This window comes from Pseudomonas sp. B111, assembly GCF_026428275.1.
GTDB lineage: Bacteria > Pseudomonadota > Gammaproteobacteria > Pseudomonadales > Pseudomonadaceae > Pseudomonas > Pseudomonas aeruginosa.
In genome coordinates this window covers 69,048-92,233 of the sequence record NZ_CP097857.1, presented here as the reverse complement: position 1 = coordinate 92,233, position 23,186 = coordinate 69,048, and the positions used below count along the sequence as shown (strand labels likewise).

Sequence of the window (23,186 nt, the reverse complement as noted above, 5' to 3'; positions counted from 1 at the left end):
TGACCCTTACCCAGAACAGAGCTAACAATCAGCCACGGGGTACTCTTCATGTCGATCTTCGAACAGGGTCTCGCGCCCGCCGCCGTCAACCACATCGCCCTGACGCCGCTGAGCTTCATCGAGCGCACCGCCAGCGTCTATCCGCACTACCCCGCGGTGATCCACGGCAACATCCGCCGCGACTGGGCGCAGACCTACCAACGCTGCCGACGCCTGGCCTCGGCCCTGGCCGGGCGCGGCATCGGCCAGGGCGACACGGTGGCGGTGATGCTGCCGAACATCCCCGAGATGCTCGAGGCGCACTATGGCGTGCCGATGATCGGCGCGGTGCTGAACACCCTCAACGTACGCCTCGACGCCGAAGCCATCGCCTTCATGCTGCAACACGGCGAAGCCAAGGTGCTGATCACCGACTACGAATTCCACGAGGTGATCCATGCCGCCATCGGCATGCTCGACCACCCGCCGCTGGTGGTCGACGTCAACGACCCCGAATATGGCGAAGGCCGCCCGGTTGGCGAACTGGACTACGAGGCGCTGCTCGCCGAGGGCGACCCGCAGTTCGCCTGGGAATGGCCCCGGGACGAGTGGCAGGCGATCTCGCTGAACTACACCTCGGGCACCACCGGCAACCCCAAGGGCGTGGTCTACCATCACCGCGGCGCCTACCTGAACGCGCTGGGCAACCAGATGACCTGGTCCATGGGCCAGCACCCGGTGTACCTCTGGACCCTGCCGATGTTCCACTGCAACGGCTGGTGCTATCCGTGGACGGTGACCGCGTTGGCCGGCGTCCACGTCTGCCTGCGGCGGGTCGATCCGCAAAAGGTCCTCACCCTGATCCGCGAGCACCAGGTCAGCCACCTGTGCGGCGCGCCCATCGTGCTCAACGCCCTGATCAACATGCCCGACTCGGCCAAGGCCGCCATCGACCACCCGGTGCATGCCATGGTCGCCGGCGCCGCGCCACCGGCCAAGGTGATCGGCGCGGTGGAAGAGATGGGCATCCGCGTCACCCATGTCTACGGCCTCACCGAGGTCTACGGCCCGGTCACGGTCTGCGCCTGGCACGGCGAGTGGGACGACCTGCCGCTGGAGCGACGCGCCGCGATCAAGTCGCGCCAGGGCGTGCGCTACCCGACCCTCGAAGGGGTGATGGTGGCCGACCCGAAGACCCTCGAGCCGGTGCCGCGCGACGGCCAGTCCATCGGCGAGATCTTCATGCGCGGCAATACCGTGATGAAGGGCTACCTGAAGAACCCCAGCGCCACCGAGGAAGCCTTCGCCGGCGGCTGGTTCCATACCGGCGACCTGGCGGTCTGCCATCCGGACGGCTACATCGAGATCCGCGACCGGCTCAAGGACATCATCATCTCCGGCGGCGAAAACATCTCCACCATCGAATTGGAGGGCGTGCTCTACCGCCACCCGGCGGTGCTGGAGGCGGCGGTGGTGGCGCGGCCCGACGAAAAGTGGGGGGAAACGCCCTGTGCGTTCATTACCCTGAAGAGCGATCATCAGGGGCTCGCCGAGAGCGAGATCGTCGCGTTCTGTCGCGAACACCTGGCCGCGTTCAAGATTCCGCGTACCGTGGTGTTCTCGGAACTGCCGAAGACCTCCACCGGCAAGATCCAGAAATACGTGCTGCGCGAGTGGGCCGCCGCCCTCTGAGCGCCGCCAGCCGAATTGCCCGTGCAGCGGCCGTGCCACGGCGGCCGTAGGCAGGATGCGCACGGGCAACCCTGTACCTGCGGCCGTCCCGCCGGCCGTTCACCGACGAGGTGTGCAATGCCTGAATACAACGCCCCGCTGCGCGACATGCGCTTCCTGCTCAACGACGTGTTCGACGCCCCCTCCCTGTGGCAGCGCCTGCCGCGACTGGCCGAGCGGATCGACGCCGACACCGCCGACGCCATCCTCGAGGAAGCGGCCAAGGTCACCGGCGGCCTGCTCGCGCCGCTCAACCGCAGTGGCGACGAAGAAGGCGCGCAGTGGCAGGACGGCGCCGTGCGCACCCCGGCCGGCTTCCGCGAGGCCTACGCGACCTACGCCGAGGGCGGCTGGGTCGGCCTCACCGGCAATCCGGCCCATGGCGGCATGGGCATGCCGAAGATGCTGGCAGTGCAGTTCGAGGAGATGATGTACGCGGCCAACGCCAGCTTCAGCCTCTACTCGACCCTTTCCGCCGGCGCCTGCCTGGCCCTCGATGCGCACGGCAGCGAGGAGCTGAAGAACAGGTACCTGCCGAACATGTACGCCGGCACCTGGGCCGGCTCCATGTGTCTGACCGAACCGCATGCCGGCACCGACCTGGGCATCATCCGCACCAAGGCCGAGCCGCAGGCCGACGGTTCCTACAGGATCAGCGGGACGAAGATCTTCATCACCGGCGGCGAACAGGACCTCACCGAGAACATCATTCACCTGGTGCTGGCCAAGCTGCCCGACGCGCCGGCCGGTTCGCGCGGCATCTCGCTGTTCCTGGTGCCGAAGTTCCTGGTCGGCGACGACGGCGCGCTCGGCGCACGCAACGCGGTGCACTGCGGCTCCATCGAGCACAAGATGGGGATCAAGGCCTCGGCCACCTGCGTGATGAACTTCGACGGCGCCAGTGGCTGGCTGGTCGGCGAAGTCAACAAGGGCCTGGCGGCGATGTTCACCATGATGAACTACGAGCGCCTGTCCATCGGCATCCAGGGCATCGGCTGCGCCGAGATGTCCTACCAGAGCGCCGTCGCCTACGCCCGCGAGCGCCTGCAAAGCCGCGCGCCGACCGGCCCGGTGGCCAGGGACAAGGCCGCCGACCCGATCATCGTGCACCCCGACGTGCGCCGCATGCTGCTCACCATGAAGGCGCTGACCGAGGGCGGCCGCGCCTTTTCCACCTATGTCGGGCAGCAGCTCGACCTGGCCAAGTACGCCGAGGACCAGGAAGAACGCAGCCAGGCCGAAGCCCTGGTGGCCCTGTTGACCCCGGTGGCCAAGGCCTTCTTCACCGATACCGGCCTGGAGAGCTGCGTGCTCGGCCAGCAGGTGTTCGGCGGCCACGGCTACATCCGCGAATGGGGCCAGGAGCAACTGGTGCGCGACGTACGCATCGCGCAGATCTACGAAGGCACCAACGGCATCCAGGCGCTCGACCTGATGGGCCGCAAGGTGGTCGCCAACGGCGGGCTGTTCCTCTCCATCTTCAGCCGCGAGGTGCGAGCCTTCGCCGCCGGCGCCAACGCCGAACTGGCGGAGTTCGTCACCCCGCTGCTGACCGCCCTGGACCTGCTGGACAACCTCACCCAGGGCATCGTCGCCCGCGCCGGCAACGACCCGCGCGAGATCGGCGCAGCTTCGGTGGAATACCTGCATCTGTTCGGCTATACCGCCTACGCCTACCTCTGGGCGCGCATGGCCGCCGCCGCGCGGCGCCAGCGCGAGGCCGACCCGGCGTTCCACGACGGCAAGCTGGCCACCGCGCGCTTCTACTTCGCCCGCATCCTGCCCCGCGTGCACTCCCTCGCCGCCGCCGTCGAAGCCGGCAGCGAAAGCCTGTACGGCCTGGAGGCGGAACAGTTCTGAAGCTTCCGTCGAGCGTTGTCGCGCGGCCCGTGGGCCGCGTGTTTTTTCCGGGACAGCATGCAACGCGCTGTCCGCCGACAGCCCGCGATAACGGCGGATAACCGCGAAGCGGTTATTCGCCCTCCGACGCCCGGGAAGCCGGCCAGGCATTCCTGAAAAACGACGCAACCGCCGGTTATTCGCTAGACCAGGAACAAGGACATATCCATGCGAACCCTCACCACCCTCCTCGGCAACAGCCAGAAACTCGACGGCGGCGCCATGTTCGGCAATGCCCCGCGCGCGCTCTGGTCACGCTGGATGCAGCCCGATGCGGAGAACCGCATCGACCTCGGCTGCCGCGCCCTGCTGGTGCGCGACGGCGAGCGCAACGTACTGGTGGAGACCGGCATCGGCGCGTTCTTCCCGCCCGCCCTGCGCCAGCGCTACGGCGTCCAGGAAGAGCGCCACGTACTGCTCGACAGCCTCGCCGCGGTCGGCCTGGACGACGCCGACATCGACGTGGTGCTGCTCACCCACCTGCACTTCGACCACGCCGGCGGCCTGCTCGCCGCCTGGGAAGAAGGCCAGCCGGCGCGCCTGCTGTTCCCCAACGCGCATTTCGTCAGCGGCCGCCGCCACTGGCAGCGCGCGCGCCAGCCGCACCCGCGCGACCGCGCCTCGTTCGTGCCGGAACTGCTCGACCTGCTGCAGGCCAGCGGACGCCTGGAGCTGCTCGACGACGGCGAGCGCTCGGCGCATCTGGGCGAGGGCTGGCGTTTCCATTTCAGCGAAGGCCATACCCCGGGCCAGATGCTCCCGGAGATCGCCATGCCCGACGGCCCGGTGGTATTCAGCGGCGACCTGATCCCCGGCGCACCCTGGGTACACCTGCCGCTGACCATGGGCTACGACCGCTTCCCGGAAGGCCTGATCGAGGAAAAGGAACGCCTGCTGGACAGCCTCATCGCCCGCAACGGCCGACTGGTCTTCACCCATGATCCGTGCGTCGCCATGGGCCGGGTGCGACGCGACGAACAGGAGCGCTACAGCCTCTACGACACCCTCGAGCGGGTCGAGAACCTCGAGGCCTGAGCGAAAGGCGCGGCCCGCCCCGGCGGCGGGCCGCGGGAATCAGGAACGCGCCTTGCGCGCGCCCTTGCAGCGCTCGATGCCGAGCCGGCAGATCCGCTCGCAGAGTTCGGCGAAACCGATCCCGGCCGCCGCCGCGGCCTGCGGCAGCAGGCTGGTGGCGGTCATTCCCGGCAGGGTATTGACCTCCAGGCACCAGAGCCGGCCCTGTTCGTCGAGGCGGAAGTCGGTGCGGCTGTAGCCGCTCAGCTTCAGCGCCCGGTGTACCTTCAGCGCCAGACGCTGGGCCTCGGCGGCGATCGCCGGCGGCAGGTCGGCGGGAAACACCTCGCGCACCGCGCCGGCCTGGTACTTGTGCTCGTAGTCGAAGACCTCCTGGCCGCCGAGGAGAATCTCGCCCACCGGCAGCGCCTGGTCGTCGAGCACCCCGACGGTGACCTCGCGGCCGGCGACGAAGCGCTCCAGCATCACCTCGTCGCCATAGCGCCCGGCCAGCTCGATAGCCGGCTGCAATTCGGCCTGGGAATGCACGATGGACAGCCCCACAGTGGAGCCCTGGCTGTTCGGCTTGACCACCAGGGGGAAGCCCAGTTGCTCGCGCACCGCCTCTTCCGAGGCCGGCGCCATCAGCCAACTGGCGGTCTCCACCCCGGCGGCGAGGAACAGGCGCTTGGCCACGTCCTTGTCCATCGCCATGGCGCTGGCCAGGTGGCCGCTGCCGGTATAGGCGAAACCACCGGCATCCAGCAGCGCCTGCAGGGTGCCGTCCTCGCCGGTGCCGCCGTGCAGGGCGAGAAAGAACACGTCGACCCCAGCCAGTTCGCCGGCGCTCAGCAGGCTCTGCTTGCCGCTGCGGATGATCGCCAGCGAGTCGGAGTCCGGCGGGACCTCCTTGACCTTGCTCGCCAGCAGGCGGCGCTCTTCCTCCGCGCCGAGCAGGCCGCTGGCGGTATCCACCGCCAGCACCTGGTGGCCGGCGCTGCGCAACGCCTGGATCACCTGCGCGCCGCTGGCGATGGAGACGTCCCGTTCCTCACTGCTGCCGCCGAAGAGAACGGCGACCTTCAACTTGTCCTGTCCCATGTTCCACCTGTCGTTCCAGTGCTGGAGGCAGAAAAGCACAACACAGGGGTAACTGAACAGAGACAGTCATCGTCGCGCGCAGCGAACGGCCTCCCTCAGCCGCGCAGTTCCTCGACCAGCGTGCGCAGCAGTTCGGCGGCCGGCAGCTCCCGCGCCAGCGCCGCGCCCTGGCCGGCCCACTGGGCGGCGAAATCATGGTTGCCGCGAGCCAGAGCGGCGGTCTGCAACGCTTTGGTCGCGTCGTAGACGAACGGATAGTCCGGCAAGGGCGGCACTCCAGGCGCGGCGGCATCGAAGAACATCCGGTTGGGCAGGCCGCGGGCGCTGCGCCCGGACAGGGTCACGGTCAGCGCGGTGCGCGCCGCGCGCGGCCCCTTCAGCGCCTCGCGGTAGGCGGCGTTGGCCGAGGACTCCGGACAGAGGACGAAGGCGGTGCCCATCTGCACGGCGCTCGCGCCCAGCTCCAGGGCGGCGCGGATGCCCCGTCCGTCCATGATCCCGCCGGCAGCGACCACCGGTAGCGAACCGCGCGCCGCCAGCAGGCGGACCAGCGCCAGGGTGCCGATGGCGGCGTCGCCGCGCTCCGGCTCGAACACCCCGCGATGGCCACCGGCCTCGATGCCCTGGGCGACCACCGCATCGGCGCCGGCGGCCTCCACCAGGGCCGCTTCCTCCGGCGTGGTGGCACTGACCAGTACGCGGATGCCCGCCGCCTGCAACGCGCGAACCTGCTCGCGGGGCGGCGCGCCGAAATGGAAGCTGACCGCCGCCGGCCGCTCTTCCAGCAGCATCGGCAGCAGGGTCGGGTCTTCGAGGAAGCTCAGGTAGATGTTGTTCAGGCGCGCCGGCGGCTCGGCGCCGAACTCGGCGAACAGCGGCTTCAGGTAGTCCAGCCAGGCGCGCTCGCGGGCCGGGTCGGCCTGACCCGGGCGGTGGCAGAACAGGTTGACATTGAACGGCTTGTCGGTCAGCCCGCGCACCTCGCGGATCAGCGCCCGGCCTTTCTCGGCGGCGCTACCGGTGATGGCGATCGAACCGAGCCCGCCAGCGTTGGATACGGCGGCGGCCAGCGCCGGCGTGGAGACGCCGAGCATGGGTGCCTGGACGATCGGCTGCTGGATGCCGAGCAGGCGCGTGAAGCGGTCAGTCATGGCGATTCCCTCTCCCGGTCGGACGACACCGCGTCGGCCGACGCTTGACCAATATATCTTCATAAAAGAATATTTTTAACAAATCATTCTCATAAAGAGATAAATCGATGGACCTTTCCTCCCTCGAAATCTTCCGCGCGGTCGCCCGCGAAGCCAGCGTCACCCGCGCCGCTCAGCAGTTGCAGCGAGCGCAGTCGAACGTCACCACGCGGATCCGCCAGCTCGAGGAGGACCTGGGCGTCGAACTGTTCCTGCGCGACGGCAAGCGCATGAGCCTGACCGAACGCGGCAGCGAATTTCTCGCCTACGCCGAGCAGTTGCTGGCTCTCGCCGACGAGGCGCGCCAGTCGATGCATCCCGCCGAGCCCGGCGGGCGCCTGCGCCTGGGCAGCATGGAAAGCACCGCGGCCAGCCGCCTGCCGGCGCTGCTGGCGAGCTATCACAAGGCCTGTCCGCGGGTCGCCCTGGAAGTCTCCACCGGCACCAGTCGCGCGTTGTTCGATGGGGTGCGGGCGCGGCGCCTGGATTGCGCGCTGGTGGCCGCCGGCCCGGGCTGGGCCGACGAACTCGATGGCAGCGGCCTGCGCGGCGAGCCGCTGTTCCGCGAGGACCTGCTGATGATCCTGCCGGCCGAACACCCGCCGGTCCACGACGTCGCCGAGGTGCGCCTGCGCACCCTGGCCGGCTTCGCCCGTGGCTGCACCTACCGGCAACTGGCCGAGGACAGCCTGGGCGCGCCGCTGACGGTGCAGGAAGTCGGCTCCTACCATGCGATCCTCGCCTGCGTCGCCGCCGGCGCCTGTGTCGGCGTGCTGCCGCGCTCGGTGCTGCAACTGCTCGGCACGCCGCCGCTGCGCAGCCTGCCCTTTGCCGAAGTAGACACCTGGCTGGTCTGGCGCGAAGGCTACGCGACCGCCGCCTTCGAACGCTGGCGCGGCGTGCTGGGCCAGGCCGGCGACTGAGCGGCCAGGGGCGAACCCAACGGCCTGGCTCCGGTCCAACCCCGAGCCATCAGAACAATAGCGAGCCAAGGAGTTGCCCATGAGAAGACTGCCCACCCTCTGCCTGCTGGCCCTCGCGCCGCTCACCGGCATGGCGCCCCAGGCCCAGGCCGCCAGCCTCTACAACCTGCTGGTGGGGACCTATACCGAAGGCTCCAGCGAGGGCATCCAGGTCTACCGCTTCGACGGCGCCGACGGCTCGGTGAAAGGCCCGCTGCGCGTGGCCCATACCAGCAACCCCTCGTACCTGACCGTCGCCCCGGACCAACGCACTCTGTTCGTGGTCAACGAGAACGGACGGGGCGGCAAGGGCGACACCGTCGGTCGCGCCACGTCCTACCGTTTCGATCCGATCAGCGGCCGCCTGCAACAGATCAGCCAGGTCCAGACCCTCGGCGATCATCCGACCTACAGCAGCCTCAGCCACGACGGTCGCTACCTGTTCGTCGCCAACTACTCGGTACAGCCGGAAGGTTCGGTGGCGGTACTGCCGGTGCGCGCGGACGGCTCGCTGGCACCGGTGGTGCAGGTGGAGTCGCACCAGGCCAGCAAGGTGCATCCGCGCCAGGTTTCCGGTCATGTGCACTCGGTGGTGTCCTCGCCCGACGGCCAGTACCTGTTCGCCCCCGACCTCGGCGCCGACAAGGTATTCGTCTACCGCTACGCCCCGGAACAGGCCGAACGTCCGCTGCAGGCGGCCGATCCGGCATTCGTCCCGACCCCGCCCGGCAGCGGCCCGCGCCATCTGATCTTCAGCGCCGACGGGCGTTTCGCCTACCTGACCCTGGAACTGAGCGGCCAGGTGATGGTGTTCGCCCATGAGGGCAATGGCCGCCTGCGCCAGTTGCAGACCCACGACCTGGCGCCTGCCGGCTTCCAGGGCAAGGTCGGCGCCGGCGCCCTGCACCTGTCCGCCGACGGCCGCTTCCTCGGCGTACTCAATCGCGGCGACGACAACCAACTGGTGACCTTCGCCGTCGACCCGGCCAGCGGCCAGTTGCGTTTCGTCGAACGGCGCTCGGTGGAAGGCACCGAACCGCGCGAATTCGCCTTCTCGCCCGGCGGGCGCTTCGTCCTCGTGGCCAACCAGAACAGCGACCAGTTGCGGGTGTTCGCCCGCGATCCGCAGAGCGGCCAGGTGGGCAAGACGCTGCAAAGCGTCGAGGTGGGGTCACCGAGCGATCTGCGCTTCGTGGCGGTGCCGTGACCTTGCGCTCGGCCATCCGCCGATACGCCGCTGGGCCGGCGGATCGGCGCTAAGCGGTCATCCGCACTACGGAGCCAGAGCCGAAGCCCGCCCTGGCTCCGAGGCCCACAGGCATGGAGCTTCCGCCCACATACGGCAAGTCCTGTAGGGCGAATAACGCCAGGGGCGTTATCCGCCGCTGTCCCGAAGAACCGGCGGATAACCGCAAGCGGTTATTCGCCCTACGGAACCAGGATCCGCCACGTAGAGGTTTGTCATGCTTACCCTCCAGACGATGGGGTAGCTAACTCGCCCCGGCAGGAGGTCGAATCGTCGCGCAGCGGGTCGAGCGACAGTGATGCCGCGAAGGCGTCTCGCTCCAGGGGAACCGTCGCGACGGGTTGCCCGCAAGCTACACCCAGCCCCTCCCCCAATAGTCCCCGCGACCAATCGTCAGCCCCTCATCCCACCGTCCCGCGACACCAACGAATCCACCTGAGACCCACGTCCAGCAAGGCCTACAGTGCTAATCACAGACGCCCTTGACCTCAACTTAACTTGAGGTTTTATAGTCCCCGCTGCGGTCATACCGCCCCGTTTCCCCAGGACCACGAACCGCCCCCACGGCCGCTTCGCGGCGCCGGATGGCGACCAGCACAAGGAACGACCCATGCAGCGCTTCATCGATAACTCGCTCGAAAGCAACTGGCTCTGGCTGACCGCCCGGATCTGCCTGGCCCTGATGTTCGTCGCCTCGGGACTGGCGAAGCTGTTCGACTATCAGGCCAGCCTGGAGGAAATGCGCGCCGCCGGCCTGGAGCCGGCCTGGCTGTTCAACATCGCCACCGCCGTGACCCTGCTGGCCGGCTCCGCACTGGTCCTGCTGGACCGCAAGCTATGGCTCGGCGCCGGGGCGCTGGCGGTGTTCCTGCTGCTGACCATCCTCATCGTCCACACCTTCTGGAGCAAGACCGGCGTCGAAGCCAAGCTGGCGATGTTCTTCGCCCTCGAGCACATCGCGGTGATCGGCGGCCTGATCGCCACGGCCATCGCCAGCGCGCAACGCCAGCGGCTGCGCCAGGACGTCTCCGTGGCCGCCACCTACCAGAAGGCCTGAGGCGATCATGCAGAAACCCGTCCTGATCGCCAGTGCCGCGCTCATCTGCGCGGCGGTTATCGGCATCGCCGTCTACGCCACCGGCTCGGCGAAGAAAGACGCCGGCGGTTTCGCCGGCTACCCGCCGGTGAAGGTCGCCCTCGCCTCGGTGGAGCGGCGGGTGGTGCCGCGCGTCTTCGATGGCGTCGGCGAGCTGGAGGCCGGTCGCCAGGTCCAGGTGGCCGCCGAAGCGGCAGGACGGATCACCCGCATCGCCTTCGAATCGGGCCAGCAGGTGCAGCAAGGGCAGTTGCTGGTGCAACTCAACGACGCGGTGGAACAGGCCGAGCTGATCCGTCTCAAGGCGCAGTTGCGCAATGCCGAGATCCTCCATGCCCGTGCGCGCAAGCTGGTAGAGCGCAACGTCGCCTCGCAGGAACAGCTGGACAACGCCGTCGCCGCCCGCGACATGGCGCTCGGCGCGGTGCGCCAGACCCAGGCGCTGATCGACCAGAAGGCGATCCGCGCGCCCTTCTCCGGCCAGCTCGGCATCCGCCGCGTGCACCTCGGCCAGTACCTCGGCGTCGCCGAGCCGGTGGCCAGCCTGGTGGATGCGCGGACCCTGAAAAGCAATTTCTCCCTGGACGAAAGCACCAGCCCCGAGCTGAAGCTCGGCCAGACCCTCGAGGTCCTGGTCGACGCCTATCCGGGGCGCAGCTTCCCGGCGCGCATCAGCGCCATCGACCCGCTGATCGGCAAGTCGCGCACGGTGCAGGTCCAGGCCTTGCTGGACAACCCCGAAGGCCTCCTCGCCGCCGGCATGTTCGCCAGCATCCGGGTCTCGCGCAAAGCCGACGCGCCGTCGCTGAGCGTGCCGGAAACCGCGGTCACCTATACCGCCTACGGCGACACCGTGTTCGTCGCCCACCAGGAAGGCGACCGGCCGCTCAGCGCCAAGCGCGTCTCGGTGCGGATCGGCGAGCGCTGGGACGGTCGCGTGGAAATCCTCCAGGGCCTCGCCGAGGGCGACCGGGTAGTGACTTCCGGGCAGATCAACCTGAGCGACGGGATGGCCGTGGAACCGGTCAAGGAAGACACCCTGAGCAGTGCCGCGCCCCCCGTGCCGGTCGCCGGCCGCTGAAGGAACCCCGCGATGACCTTTACCGACCTGTTCGTCCGCCGGCCGGTGCTGGCGCTGGTGGTCAGCACGCTGATCCTGCTGCTCGGCCTGTTCTCCCTGGGCAAGCTGCCGATCCGCCAGTACCCGCTGCTGGAAAGCTCGACCATCACCGTCACCACCGAGTACCCCGGCGCCTCCGCCGATCTCATGCAGGGCTTCGTCACCCAGCCGATCGCCCAGGCGGTGTCGTCAGTGGAGGGCATCGACTACCTTTCCTCGACCTCGGTGCAGGGGCGTAGCGTGGTGACCATCCGCATGCTGCTCAACCGCGATTCGACCCAGGCGATGACCGAGACCATGGCCAAGGTCAACTCGGTGCGCTACAAGCTGCCCGAGCGTGCCTACGACTCGGTGATCGAACGCTCTTCCGGCGAGACCACCGCGGTAGCCTACGTTGGCTTTTCCAGCAAAACCCTGCCGATCCCGGCGTTGACCGATTACCTGTCGCGGGTGGTCGAGCCGATGTTCTCTTCCATCGACGGCGTGGCCAAGGTCCAGACCTTTGGCGGCCAGCGCCTGGCCATGCGCCTCTGGCTCGACGCCGACCGCCTCGCCGGGCGCGGCCTGACCGCCTCCGACGTGGCCGAGGCGATCCGCCGCAACAACTACCAGGCGGCGCCGGGGATGGTGAAGGGGCAGTACGTGCTGTCCAACGTGCGGGTCAACACCGACCTGACCAACGTCGACGACTTCCGCGAGATGGTCATCCGCAACGATGGCAACGGCCTGGTGCGCCTGCGCGACGTCGGTACCGTCGAACTGGGCGCCGCGGCCACCGAGACCAGCGCACTGATGGACGGCGACCCGGCGGTGCACCTGGGGTTGTTCCCGACGCCCACCGGCAACCCGCTGGTGATCGTCGACGGCATCCGCAAGCTGCTGCCGGAGATCCAGAAGACCCTGCCGCCGGATGTCCGCGTCGACCTCGCCTACGAGACTTCGCGCTTCATCCAGGCCTCCATCGACGAGGTGGTGCGGACCCTGGTGGAAGCGCTGCTGATCGTGGTGCTGGTGATCTACCTCTGCCTCGGCTCGCTGCGCAGCGTGCTGATCCCGGTGGCGACCATTCCCCTGTCGATGCTCGGCGCCGCCGCGCTGATGCTGGCCTTCGGCTTCAGCGTCAACCTGCTGACCCTGCTGGCGATGGTGCTGGCCATCGGGCTGGTGGTGGACGACGCCATCGTGGTGGTGGAGAACGTCCACCGCCACATCGAGGAAGGCAAGTCGCCGGTGGCGGCGGCGCTGATCGGCGCCCGCGAAGTGGCCGGCCCGGTGATCGCCATGACCATCACCCTGGCCGCCGTGTACACCCCCATCGGCCTGATGGGCGGCCTCACCGGCGCGCTGTTCCGCGAGTTCGCCCTGACCCTGGCGGGCGCGGTGATCGTGTCCGGGGTGGTGGCGCTGACCCTGTCGCCGGTGATGAGTTCGCTGCTGCTCCAGGCACACCAGAACGAGGGGCGCATGGGCCGCGCCGCCGAGTGGTTCTTCGGCGGCCTGACGCGGCGCTACGGGCAGGTCCTGGAGTTCTCCCTGGGCCACCGCTGGCTGACCGGCGGCCTGGCATTGCTGGTGTGCATCAGCCTGCCGCTGCTGTATTCAATGCCCAAGCGCGAACTGGCGCCGACCGAGGACCAGGCCGCGGTGCTCACCGCGATCAAGGCGCCGCAGCACGCCAACCTCGACTACGTCGAACTGTTCGCGCGCAAGCTCGACCAGGTCTACACCAGCATCCCGGAAACCGTGAGCACCTGGATCATCAACGGCACCGACGGACCGGCGGCGAGCTTCGGCGGGATCAACCTGGCGGCCTGGGAAAAACGCGAGCGCGACGCCTCGGCGATCCAGTCCGAGCTGCAAGGCAAGGTCGGCGACGTCGAGGGCAGCAGCATCTTCGCCTTCCAGTTGGCCGCCCTGCCCGGCTCCACCGGCGGCCTGCCGGTGCAGATGGTGCTGCGCAGCCCGCAGGACTATCCGGTGCTCTACCGGACCATGGAAGAGATCAAGCAGAAGGCCCGACAGAGCGGGCTGTTCGTAGTGGTCGACAGCGACCTCGACTACAACAACCCGGTGGTCCAGGTCCGCATCGACCGCGCCAAGGCCAACAGCCTGGGCATCCGCATGCAGGACATCGGCGAGTCGCTGGCGGTGCTGGTGGGCGAGAACTACGTCAACCGCTTCGGCATGGAGGGCCGCTCCTACGACGTGATCCCACAGAGCCTGCGCGACCAGCGTTTCACTCCGCAAGCGCTGGCACGACAGTTCGTGCGCACCCAGGACGGCAACCTGGTGCCGCTGTCGACGGTGGTCCGGGTGGAGCTTCAGGTCGAACCGAACAAGCTGATCCAGTTCGACCAGCAGAACGCCGCGACCCTCCAGGCGATCCCCGCGCCCGGCGTCTCCATGGGCCAGGCGGTGGCCTTCCTCGACGACGTGGCGCGCGGCCTGCCGGCCGGCTTCAGCCACGACTGGCAATCCGACTCGCGGCAATACACCCAGGAAGGCAACACCCTGGTGTTCGCCTTCCTCGCCGCCCTGGTGGTGATCTACCTGGTGCTCGCCGCGCAGTACGAGAGCCTGGCCGACCCGCTGATCATCCTGATCACCGTGCCGCTGTCGATCTGCGGCGCGCTGCTGCCGCTGGCGCTGGGCTACGCGACGATGAACATCTATACGCAGATCGGCCTGGTCACCCTGATCGGCCTGATCAGCAAGCACGGCATCCTCATGGTCGAGTTCGCCAACGAACTGCAACTCCACGAGCGCCTCGACCGCCGCGCGGCGATCCTGCGCGCCGCGCAGATCCGCCTGCGGCCGGTGCTGATGACCACTGCGGCAATGGTCTTCGGCCTGGTGCCGCTGCTCTTCGCCAGCGGCGCCGGCGCCGCCAGCCGCTTCGGCCTGGGCGTGGTGATCGTCTCCGGGATGCTGGTCGGCACCCTCTTCACCCTGTTCGTGCTGCCCACCGTCTATACCCTGCTGGCGCGCAACCACGCGGAAGTCGACAAGAGCCCGCGCAGCCGGCAACTGGCCGAGGCCGATCTGCTGGTGAACAAGGCATGAAGCGCTCCTACCCGAACCTTTCGCGCTTGGCGCTGGCCCTGGCGGTCGGCACCGGCCTGGCCGCCTGCAGCGTCGGCCCCGACTACCAGCGTCCGCAGTCGCCGCCGCCACGCGTCGCCAGCGAGCACCTCGGCGAATTCTCCGGCGAGCGGCGGGAAGCACCCTGGTGGAGCTTCTTCGACGATCCGCAACTGGTGCGCCTGGTCGACCAGGCACTGGCGCGCAACCACGACATCCGCGAGGCCCGCGCCAACCTGCGCAGCGCCCGCGCGCTGTTCGACGACCGCTGGCTCGACCAGTTGCCGCAGGTCACCAGCCAGGCCGGCTACAACCGCAGCATCGAACAACAGCTGGACTACGACGGCGAGCCGCGCCGGCGCCTGGCGGAGAGCTACCGCGCCGGCTTCGACGCGCAGTGGGAAATCGACCTGTTCGGCCGCCTCGGCCGACTTTCCGACGCCGCCCTGGCCCGCGCCGAAGCGGCCGACGCCGACCTCCGGCTGGTACGCCTGAGCATCGCCGCCGACACCGCCCGCGCCTACTTCGAGATCCAGGGCTACCAGCGCCGACTGGACGTGGCGCGCGCCCAGGTGCGCAGTTGGCGCGACACCCTGGAGCTGACCCGCAGCAGCCTGCAACTGGGCAGCGGGCTGCCGGAGGACGTGGAGAACGCCCAGGCCAACCTGCTGCGCAGCGAAGCGGCGATTCCGCCACTGACGACCGCGCTGGAGAGCGCCCGCTATCGCCTCGACGTGCTGCGCGGCGAGGCGCCGGGCAGCGGCGCGCCGATCCTCGACGGCAGCGGCGCCGCGCCATTGGCGAAGAACCTGCCGCTGGGCGACGTCGACCGCCTGATCCTCCAGCGCCCCGACGTAGTCAGCGCCGAGCGGCAACTGGCAGCGAGCACCGAAGACGTCGGCGCGGCCACCGCCGAACTCTATCCGCGCCTCGACCTGGGCGGCTTCATCGGTTTCTTCGCCCTGCGCAGCGGCGACCTCGGCAGTGCCTCGCGCGCCTTCGAACTGGCGCCCAGCGTCAGTTGGCCGGCGTTCCGCCTGGGCAACGTACGGGCCCGCCTGCGCGCCGTCGAGGCGCAGTCCGACGCCGCGCTGGCGCGCTACCAGCGCTCCCTGCTGCTGGCCCAGGAGGACGTCGGCAACGCGCTCAACCAACTGGCCGAACACCAGCGTCGGCTGGTCGCCCTGTTCCAGTCCGCGACCCATGGCGCGAACGCCCTGGAGATCGCCAACGAACGCTACCGCGCCGGCGCCGGCAGCTACCTGGCGGTGCTGGAGAACCAGCGCGCGCTGTACCAGATCCGCGAGGAACTGGCGCAGGCGGAGACCGCCTCGTTCGTCAACGTCATCGCCCTCTACAAGGCGCTCGGCTGGGGCAGCGGCGACCTGGCGCCGGGCGCCGGCCAACTGGCCGCCGGCGAAACCGCCGGGGCCAACCGTTGAGAGTTCCGATTCAGGCCCTGGCAGCGACGATCATGCGGGTTTCCATCGGCAGGTCGACGATCCGCTCCACCGCGAAGCCGCCGCGCCCGAGCAGGTCGACCACCTCCTCGGTGGTGCGGTGGCGGCCAGCGCAGGCCATGAACAGGTGCACGTCCCAGAGCACCGACATCGGCGACGGCTCGCTGGCCGAGATGGTCCGCTCGATCACCACCACCCGGCCGTCGCCGGCCATCGCCTCGCGGCAATTGCCGAGCAACCTCAGGCTGGCGGCTTCGTCCAGATCGCCGATGATCCGCGACAGCAGGTAGATATCGCCGTTGGACGGCACCTCTTGCAGCATGTCGCCGCCCACCAGGCTGACGCGCTCCCCTGCCAACAGGCTGGAGAGGTTGTCGCGGGCCACGCCGAGGGAACCCTCGCGGTCGAGCATCACGCCCCGGGCGCTGGGCTCGGCCTGCAGGATGGCCTTGGTCAATTCGCCGGAACCGCCACCGACGTCGACGAAGCTACGCCCGCGGAAATCCAGGAGCCTGGGGATCTCGTGGAAGGCCAGGTTGCTCGCCTTCATCGCCAACAGGAAGCGCCGGCCGGCATCCGGGTAGCGCTTGAGGTAGCTGTAGAAGTCTTCGCCGAAGGCCAGCTCGAAGCCTGGGGTACCGCTGAGCAGTGCCTCGCAGGCGGGCGTCCAGGCGGCGTGGAACTCCTCGCCGTAGAACAGCACCATGTCGCGGAAGGAGCCCTCGACATCCCTCAGCAGGTGGCTGGTGGGGGTATTGGCGTAGCCGTCGCGGGTATCGCCCTGAAAGATCTCGAAGGCCACCAGCAGGCGCATCAGTCGATGGATGCGCTCGGCATCGGAACCGACCGCGGCGGCCAGCGTCTCGTCGCTGTCGATCCCGCTCTCGATCAGATCGGCCAGCCCGAGGCGCGTAGCGACGTAGACGCAACGGGACTTCCATTCCCCGGTAACAACTTGTATCAAATTACGCGCAGCAGCAAGATTCGAATTATTCATCTTTTATTCTCTCTCGTTACACATTTCCGTAACCCGAGAAGTACCCAAGCGCTCTATTTCGCACTTCTTGCCCGCTCGGCGAGAAATACCGCAGAACACCCCGGTTCATTCGGAACTTTGAGAAAAAATGCGCTCATCCCCCGGATCAGCGCTGCCTGGATCTCGTTGCGGAAACAACCCTGGAACTTTCCAACTGCCTGTTCCAGAGCCTTTTCCTGCGTACCGAAAGAATAAAATTACAACTTGGCTACAACCTCCGGCATTGCAGGAAGCATCAGCTTAGCAATCCCGCATACCCTGTCTGGCACCTACCAGATCTTGTAGTTGAGCCGGTACGAGCGTTCTGTGTTTTATGCAATCCACATCAGCGACCAGGGATGCTGGCTATTTGAAACACTTCACGGAATGACGCTGAAAGTCTTCGCGACCTCGTCTGTCGCACCTTAACGAAAGCATTGCGAATCCATTACCGACAGGTTTCCAAAAGAAACCCTGGATGAAACTCCTATTGCCTTTCGAAAACTGGAAACGACAGGCGAACATATGTAACGCGAAATTTCACCCTACGTATAAACAATGCGCCCAGCGAATATCGCTCCCTTACCGAGCGACGAACTCCTGCGCGCCAGCGAATAACCGATGCCGCGAGGGAAAAGTTTCTCCGGCATACCTGGAGAGCCCTCTCGGAGGCGGCGCATGAACGGTCAGCGGTACAGGGAAACACCCCTCGACATCGAGCGTCTGCGGCGCCTGAATCGCGCCACGGTGGAGCGCTACATGGCAATGAAGGGGGCCGAACGGTTACAGCGGCACAGCCTGTTCGTCGAGGACGGCTGCGCCGGTAACTGGACCACGGAAAGCGGTGAACCCCTGGTCTTCCGGGGCCATGAGAGCCTCAGGCGGCTCGCCGAGTGGCTCGAGCGCTGCTTCCCCGACTGGGAGTGGCACAACGTGCGGATCTTCGAGACCGAGGATCCGAACCACTTCTGGGTCGAGTGCGACGGGCGCGGCAAGGCGCTGGTCCCGGGGTATCCGCAGGGCTATTGCGAGAACCACTACATCCATTCCTTCGAACTCGAGAACGGCCGGATAAAACGCAATCGCGAGTTCATGAACCCGATGCAGAAATTGCGTGCATTGGGAATAGCCGTTCCGCAAATAAAACGTGACGGTATTCCCACTTGAATGACATCTACCGCCAAGGAGCATTGACGATGCCTGACACGACAAATCCAATCGGTTTCACCGATGCCAACGAACTTCGCGAAAAGAATCGCGCCACCGTCGAGAAGTACATGAATACCAAAGGCCAGGATCGCCTGCGCCGCCATGAACTTTTCGTCGAGGACGGCTGTGGCGGTTTATGGACCACCGATACCGGCTCGCCCATCGTCATTCGTGGCAAAGACAAACTTGCGGAACATGCCGTCTGGTCATTGAAGTGCTTTCCCGATTGGGAGTGGTACAACATAAATATATTCGGAACCGACGACCCCAATCATTTCTGGGTCGAATGCGACGGTCACGGCAAGATTCTTTTCCCCGGATATCCCGAAGGTTATTACGAAAACCACTTCCTGCATTCCTTCGAGCTGGACGACGGCAAGATCAAGCGCAACCGCGAATTCATGAACGTCTTCCAGCAATTGCGCGCCCTGAGCATTCCGGTCCCGCAGATCAAACGCGAAGGCATTCCCACCTGAGGCCATCCTGGAAGGGGTGAACTATGGACGATCTATTGCAACGCGTACGGCGCTGCGAAGCGCTGCAGCAACCCGAATGGGGCGATCCGTCGCGCCTGCGCGACGTGCAGGCGTACCTGCGCGGCAGTCCGGCGCTGATCCGCGCCGGCGACATCCTGGCCCTGCGCGCGACCCTGGCGCGGGTCGCCCGCGGCGAGGCGCTGGTGGTGCAGTGCGGCGACTGCGCCGAGGACATGGACGACCACCATGCCGAGAACGTGGCGCGCAAGGCCGCCGTGCTGGAACTGCTGGCCGGCGCCCTGCGCCTGGCCGGCCGGCGGCCGGTGATCCGCGTCGGGCGCATCGCCGGGCAGTACGCCAAGCCGCGTTCCAAGCCGCACGAGCAGGTCGGCGAGCAGACCCTGCCGGTCTATCGTGGCGACATGGTCAACGGCCGCGAGGCCCATGCCGAGCAGCGCCGGGCCGATCCGCAGCGGATCCTCAAGGGCTACGCGGCGGCGCGCAACATCATGCGCCACCTGGGCTGGGACGCCGCGTCCGGGCAGGAGGCGAATGCCTCGCCGGTCTGGACCAGCCACGAGATGCTGCTGCTCGACTACGAGCTGTCGATGCTGCGCGAGGACGAGCAGCGCCGGGTCTACCTCGGTTCGACCCACTGGCCGTGGATCGGCGAGCGCACCCGCCAGGTCGACGGCGCCCATGTGGCGCTGCTGGCCGAGGTGCTCAACCCGGTGGCCTGCAAGGTCGGTCCGGAGATCGGCCGCGACCAGTTGCTGGCGCTCTGCGAGCGCCTCGACCCGCGCCGCGAGCCGGGGCGCCTGACGCTGATCGCGCGGATGGGCGCGCAGAAGGTCGGCGAGCGCCTGCCACCGCTGGTGGAGGCGGTGCGCGCGGCCGGGCACCCGGTGATCTGGCTGAGCGACCCGATGCACGGCAACACCATCGTCGCGCCCTGCGGCAACAAGACCCGCCTGGTGCGCAGCATCGCCGAGGAGGTGGCGGCGTTCCGCCTGGCGGTGTCCGGCTCCGGCGGCGTGGCCGCCGGGCTGCACCTGGAAACCACCCCGGACGACGTCACCGAGTGCGTCGCCGATTCCAGCGGCCTGCACCAGGTCAGCCGGCACTACACCAGCCTCTGCGATCCGCGGCTGAACCCCTGGCAGGCGCTCAGCGCGGTGATGGCCTGGTCCGGCGCAGAAGCGATCCCGAGCGCAACCTTCCCCCTGGAGACCGTGGCATGAGCGGCATTCCCGAAATCACCGCCTATCCCTTGCCGACCGCCCAGCAGCTGCCGGCCAACCTGGCGCGCTGGAGCCTGGAGCCGCGGCGCGCGGTGCTGCTGGTGCACGACATGCAGCGCTACTTCCTGCGCCCGCTGCCCGAGAGCCTGCGTGCCGGGCTGGTGGCCAACGCCGCGCGGCTGCGCCGCTGGTGCGTCGAGCAGGGCGTGCAGATCGCCTACACCGCCCAGCCGGGCAGCATGACCGAGGAGCAGCGCGGCCTGCTCAAGGACTTCTGGGGGCCGGGCATGCGCGCCAGTCCGGCCGACCGCGAAGTGGTCGAGGAGCTGGCGCCGGGGCCGGACGACTGGCTGCTGACCAAGTGGCGCTACAGCGCCTTCTTCCACTCCGACCTGCTCCAGCGGATGCGCGCCGCCGGCCGCGACCAGTTGGTGCTGTGCGGCGTATACGCCCACGTCGGGGTGCTGATCTCCACGGTCGACGCCTACTCCAACGACATCCAGCCGTTCCTGGTGGCCGACGCCATCGCCGACTTCAGCGAGGCGCACCACCGCATGGCCCTGGAGTACGCCGCCAGCCGCTGCGCGATGGTGGTCACCACCGACGAGGTGCTGGAATGAACGCCCTGCCCACATCGCTGTTGCAGCGCCTGCTCGAACGGCCGGCGCCGTTCGCCTTGCTCTACCGCCCGGAAAGCAATGGCCCGGGCCTGCTCGACGTGATTCGCGGCGAGACGCTCGAACTGCACGGCCTGGCCGACCTGCCACTGGACGAGCCCGGCCCGGGCCTGCCGCGCCATGACCTGCTGGCGCTGATTCCCTACCGGCAGATCGCCGAGCGCGGCTTCGAGGCGCTCGACGACGGCACGCCGCTGCTGGCGCTGAAGGTCCTGGAGCAGGAACTGCTGCCGCTGGAGCAGGCCCTGGCGCTGCTGCCGAACCAGGCGCTGGAACTGAGCGAGGAAGCTTTCGACCTCGACGACGAGGCCTACGCCGAAGTGGTCGGGCGGGTCATCGCCGACGAGATCGGTCGCGGCGAAGGCGCCAACTTCGTGATCAAGCGGCGCTTCCAGGCGCGCATCGACGGCTACGCCACGGCCAGCGCGCTGAGTTTCTTCCGCCAGTTGCTGCTGCGCGAGAAGGGCGCCTACTGGACCTTCATCGTCCACACCGGCGAACGCACCCTGGTCGGCGCCTCGCCCGAGCGGCACATCAGCGTGCGCGACGGCCTGGCGGTGATGAACCCGATCAGCGGCACCTACCGCTACCCGCCGGCCGGGCCGAACCTGGCCGAGGTCATGGAATTCCTCGACAACCGCAAGGAAGCCGACGAGCTGTACATGGTGGTGGACGAGGAGCTGAAGATGATGGCGCGGATCTGCGAGGACGGCGGCCGGGTGCTCGGTCCCTACCTCAAGGAGATGGCGCACTTGGCGCACACCGAGTACTTCATCGAGGGCCAGACCAACCGCGACGTGCGCGAGGTGCTGCGCGAGACGCTGTTCGCCCCGACCGTCACCGGCAGCCCGCTGGAAAGCGCCTGCCGGGTGATCCGCCGCTACGAGCCGCAGGGTCGCGGCTACTACAGCGGGGTGGCGGCGCTGATCGGCGGCGACGGCCAGGGCGGGCGCACGCTGGACTCGGCGATCCTGATCCGCACCGCCGAGATCGAGGGCGACGGCCGCCTGCGCATCGGCGTCGGCTCGACCATCGTGCGCCACTCCGATCCCCTGGGCGAGGCGGCGGAAAGCCGGGCCAAGGCTTCCGGGCTGATCGCCGCGCTGAAGAGCCAGGCGCCGCAGCGCCTGGGCTCGCACCCGCACGTGGTGGCGGCGCTGGCCAGCCGCAACGCGCCGATCGCCGACTTCTGGCTGCGCGGCGCCAGCGAGCGCCAGCAGTTGCAGGCCGACCTGTCCGGACGCGAGGTGCTGATCGTCGATGCCGAGGACACCTTCACCTCGATGATCGCCAAGCAGCTCAAGTCGCTGGGCCTGACGGTGACCGTGCGCGGCTTCCAGGAGCCGTACTCGTTCGACGGCTACGACCTGGTGATCATGGGCCCCGGCCCGGGCAACCCCACCGAGATCGGCCAGCCGAAGATCGGCCACCTGCACCTGGCCATCCGTTCGCTGCTCAGCGAGCGCCGGCCGTTCCTCGCCGTGTGCCTGAGCCACCAGGTGCTGAGCCTGTGCCTGGGCCTGGACCTGCAACGCCGGCAGGAACCCAACCAGGGCGTGCAGAAACAGATCGACCTGTTCGGCGCCGCCGAGCGCGTCGGCTTCTACAACACCTTCGCCGCGCGCGCCCTGCAGGACCGCATCGAGATCCCCGAGGTCGGCCCGATCGAGATCAGCCGCGACCGCGAGACCGGCGAGGTCCACGCCCTGCGCGGGCCGCGCTTCGCCTCCATGCAATTCCACCCCGAATCGGTGCTGACCCGCGAGGGTCCGCGCATCATCGCCGACCTGCTGCGCCACGCGCTGGTCGAGCGGCGGCCCTGAGCCAGGAGAGCCCATGCACAGATATGTCGTGATAGACGCCTTCGCCAGCGAACCGCTGCAAGGCAACCCGGTGGCGGTGTTCTTCGACTGCGACGACCTCAGCGGCGAGCGCATGCAGCGCATGGCGCGGGAGATGAACCTGTCGGAGAGCACCTTCGTGCTCCGCCCGCAACAGGACGGCGACGCGCGCATCCGCATCTTCACCCCGGTCAACGAACTGCCGTTCGCCGGCCACCCGCTGCTGGGCACCGCCATCGCCCTGGGCGCCGAGACCGACAAGGACAGGCTGTTCCTGGAGACCAGGATGGGCACCGTGCCCTTCGCCCTGGAGCGCCAGGACGGCAAGGTGGTGGCCTGCAGCATGCAGCAGCCGATCCCCACCTGGGAGCACTTCAGCCGCCCGGCCGAGCTGCTCGCCGCCCTCGGCCTGAAGGGCTCGACCTTTCCCATCGAGGTCTACCGCAACGGCCCGCGCCACGTCTTCGTCGGCCTGGAGAGCGTCGCCGCGCTGTCCGCGCTGCACCCCGACCACCGCGCGCTGTGCGACTTCCCGGACCTGGCGGTGAACTGCTTCGCCGGCGCCGGGCGGCACTGGCGCAGCCGCATGTTCTCGCCGGCCTACGGCGTGGTCGAGGACGCCGCCACCGGTTCCGCCGCCGGGCCGCTGGCGATCCACCTGGCGCGCCACCGGCAGATCCCCTACGGGCAGCAGATCGAGATCCTCCAGGGCGTCGAGATCGGCCGGCCGTCGCGCATGTACGCCCGCGCCGAGGGTGCCGGCGAGCGGGTCTCGACGGTGGAAGTGTCGGGCAACGGCGCGGCCTTCGCCGAAGGCCGGGCCTACCTGTGAACGGGCAGAACGGAGG

Annotated in this window: 18 protein-coding genes; 15 read left to right on the top strand and 3 right to left on the bottom strand. The window is 68.2% G+C overall.

The window, feature by feature from the left end:
* Positions 1-48 precede the first annotated feature (48 nt).
* The 3 genes from M6E97_RS00435 (at position 49) to M6E97_RS00425 (ending at position 4,644) form a co-directional block, all read left to right on the top strand.
* Positions 49-1,671, top strand: a complete 1,623-nt coding sequence (locus tag M6E97_RS00435) for an acyl-CoA synthetase (protein WP_003093598.1) — start codon at positions 49-51, stop codon at positions 1,669-1,671.
* A gap of 117 nt (positions 1,672-1,788) precedes the next feature.
* Positions 1,789-3,570 carry an acyl-CoA dehydrogenase C-terminal domain-containing protein gene (locus tag M6E97_RS00430; protein WP_033937673.1) on the top strand — a complete coding sequence of 594 codons (1,782 nt, stop codon included), beginning with the start codon at positions 1,789-1,791 and terminating at the stop codon, positions 3,568-3,570.
* A 207-nt stretch (positions 3,571-3,777) separates the two neighbouring features.
* Entirely contained in the window at positions 3,778-4,644 is an 867-nt protein-coding gene (locus M6E97_RS00425; RefSeq protein WP_003093600.1) for an MBL fold metallo-hydrolase, read from the top strand.
* 39 nt (positions 4,645-4,683) lie between these two features.
* On the opposite strand, the gene M6E97_RS00420 is transcribed toward M6E97_RS00425, so the two are convergent.
* Positions 4,684-5,724, bottom strand: a complete 1,041-nt coding sequence (locus tag M6E97_RS00420) for a D-alanine--D-alanine ligase (RefSeq protein ID WP_003093601.1) — start codon at positions 5,722-5,724, stop codon at positions 4,684-4,686.
* A gap of 95 nt (positions 5,725-5,819) precedes the next feature.
* The gene (gene nmoA, locus M6E97_RS00415; protein ID WP_019485244.1) at positions 5,820-6,875 is read right to left on the bottom strand and encodes a nitronate monooxygenase; all 1,056 of its coding nucleotides are present in this window, start codon (positions 6,873-6,875) and stop codon (positions 5,820-5,822) included.
* Positions 6,876-6,982: 107 nt separating this feature from the next.
* Between nmoA and nmoR the strand changes: the two genes are divergently transcribed.
* From nmoR to opmD, 6 genes are all read left to right on the top strand, one after another.
* A complete protein-coding gene (nmoR, locus tag M6E97_RS00410; RefSeq protein ID WP_019485245.1) occupies positions 6,983-7,837 on the top strand; it encodes a LysR family transcriptional regulator NmoR in 855 nt (284 codons plus the stop codon).
* 79 nt (positions 7,838-7,916) lie between these two features.
* Positions 7,917-9,083, top strand: coding sequence for a gluconolactonase PpgL (gene ppgL / locus M6E97_RS00405; protein ID WP_015502311.1), 1,167 nt, complete (start codon positions 7,917-7,919; stop codon positions 9,081-9,083).
* Between the two features lie 649 nt (positions 9,084-9,732).
* Positions 9,733-10,179, top strand: coding sequence for a multidrug efflux RND transporter inhibitory subunit MexG (gene mexG / locus M6E97_RS00400; RefSeq protein WP_003093607.1), 447 nt, complete (start codon positions 9,733-9,735; stop codon positions 10,177-10,179).
* A 7-nt stretch (positions 10,180-10,186) separates the two neighbouring features.
* The gene (mexH, locus tag M6E97_RS00395; RefSeq protein ID WP_009313275.1) at positions 10,187-11,299 is read left to right on the top strand and encodes a multidrug efflux RND transporter periplasmic adaptor MexH; all 1,113 of its coding nucleotides are present in this window, start codon (positions 10,187-10,189) and stop codon (positions 11,297-11,299) included.
* Positions 11,300-11,311: 12 nt separating this feature from the next.
* The gene (gene mexI / locus M6E97_RS00390) at positions 11,312-14,401 is read left to right on the top strand and encodes a multidrug efflux RND transporter permease MexI (RefSeq protein WP_003093610.1); all 3,090 of its coding nucleotides are present in this window, start codon (positions 11,312-11,314) and stop codon (positions 14,399-14,401) included.
* Positions 14,398-15,861 carry a multidrug efflux transporter outer membrane subunit OpmD gene (gene opmD, locus M6E97_RS00385; RefSeq protein WP_003093612.1) on the top strand — a complete coding sequence of 488 codons (1,464 nt, stop codon included), beginning with the start codon at positions 14,398-14,400 and terminating at the stop codon, positions 15,859-15,861. The genes mexI and opmD overlap by 4 nt, the downstream gene beginning before the upstream one ends.
* Before the next feature lie 10 nt (positions 15,862-15,871).
* Here the strand turns inward: opmD and phzM are convergent, their stop codons facing one another.
* Positions 15,872-16,876: a phenazine-1-carboxylate N-methyltransferase PhzM gene (phzM, locus tag M6E97_RS00380; protein ID WP_034005644.1), complete on the bottom strand. Its 1,005-nt coding sequence runs from the start codon at positions 16,874-16,876 to the stop codon at positions 15,872-15,874.
* 696 nt (positions 16,877-17,572) lie between these two features.
* Between phzM and phzA the strand changes: the two genes are divergently transcribed.
* The 6 genes from phzA to phzF are packed head-to-tail and all read left to right on the top strand — an operon-like array spanning position 17,573 to position 23,170.
* Positions 17,573-18,061 (top strand): phenazine biosynthesis protein PhzA, encoded by a 489-nt coding sequence (gene phzA / locus M6E97_RS00375; protein WP_014604080.1) that lies wholly within the window; start codon positions 17,573-17,575, stop codon positions 18,059-18,061.
* 29 nt (positions 18,062-18,090) lie between these two features.
* Positions 18,091-18,579: a phenazine biosynthesis protein PhzB gene (gene phzB, locus M6E97_RS00370; protein WP_023105015.1), complete on the top strand. Its 489-nt coding sequence runs from the start codon at positions 18,091-18,093 to the stop codon at positions 18,577-18,579.
* 23 nt (positions 18,580-18,602) lie between these two features.
* Entirely contained in the window at positions 18,603-19,820 is a 1,218-nt protein-coding gene (phzC, locus tag M6E97_RS00365; protein WP_003093621.1) for a phenazine biosynthesis protein PhzC, read from the top strand.
* Positions 19,817-20,440, top strand: a complete 624-nt coding sequence (phzD, locus tag M6E97_RS00360) for a phenazine biosynthesis protein PhzD (protein ID WP_003093625.1) — start codon at positions 19,817-19,819, stop codon at positions 20,438-20,440. Before phzC ends, phzD begins: the two co-directional genes overlap by 4 nt.
* On the top strand, positions 20,437-22,320 hold the full coding sequence (phzE, locus tag M6E97_RS00355) for a phenazine biosynthesis protein PhzE (protein WP_031642762.1): 1,884 nt from the start codon (positions 20,437-20,439) through the stop codon (positions 22,318-22,320). Before phzD ends, phzE begins: the two co-directional genes overlap by 4 nt.
* Positions 22,321-22,333: 13 nt before the next feature.
* Positions 22,334-23,170, top strand: a complete 837-nt coding sequence (gene phzF / locus M6E97_RS00350; RefSeq protein ID WP_003117652.1) for a phenazine biosynthesis protein PhzF — start codon at positions 22,334-22,336, stop codon at positions 23,168-23,170.
* The last annotated feature ends 16 nt before the right edge of the window (positions 23,171-23,186 follow it).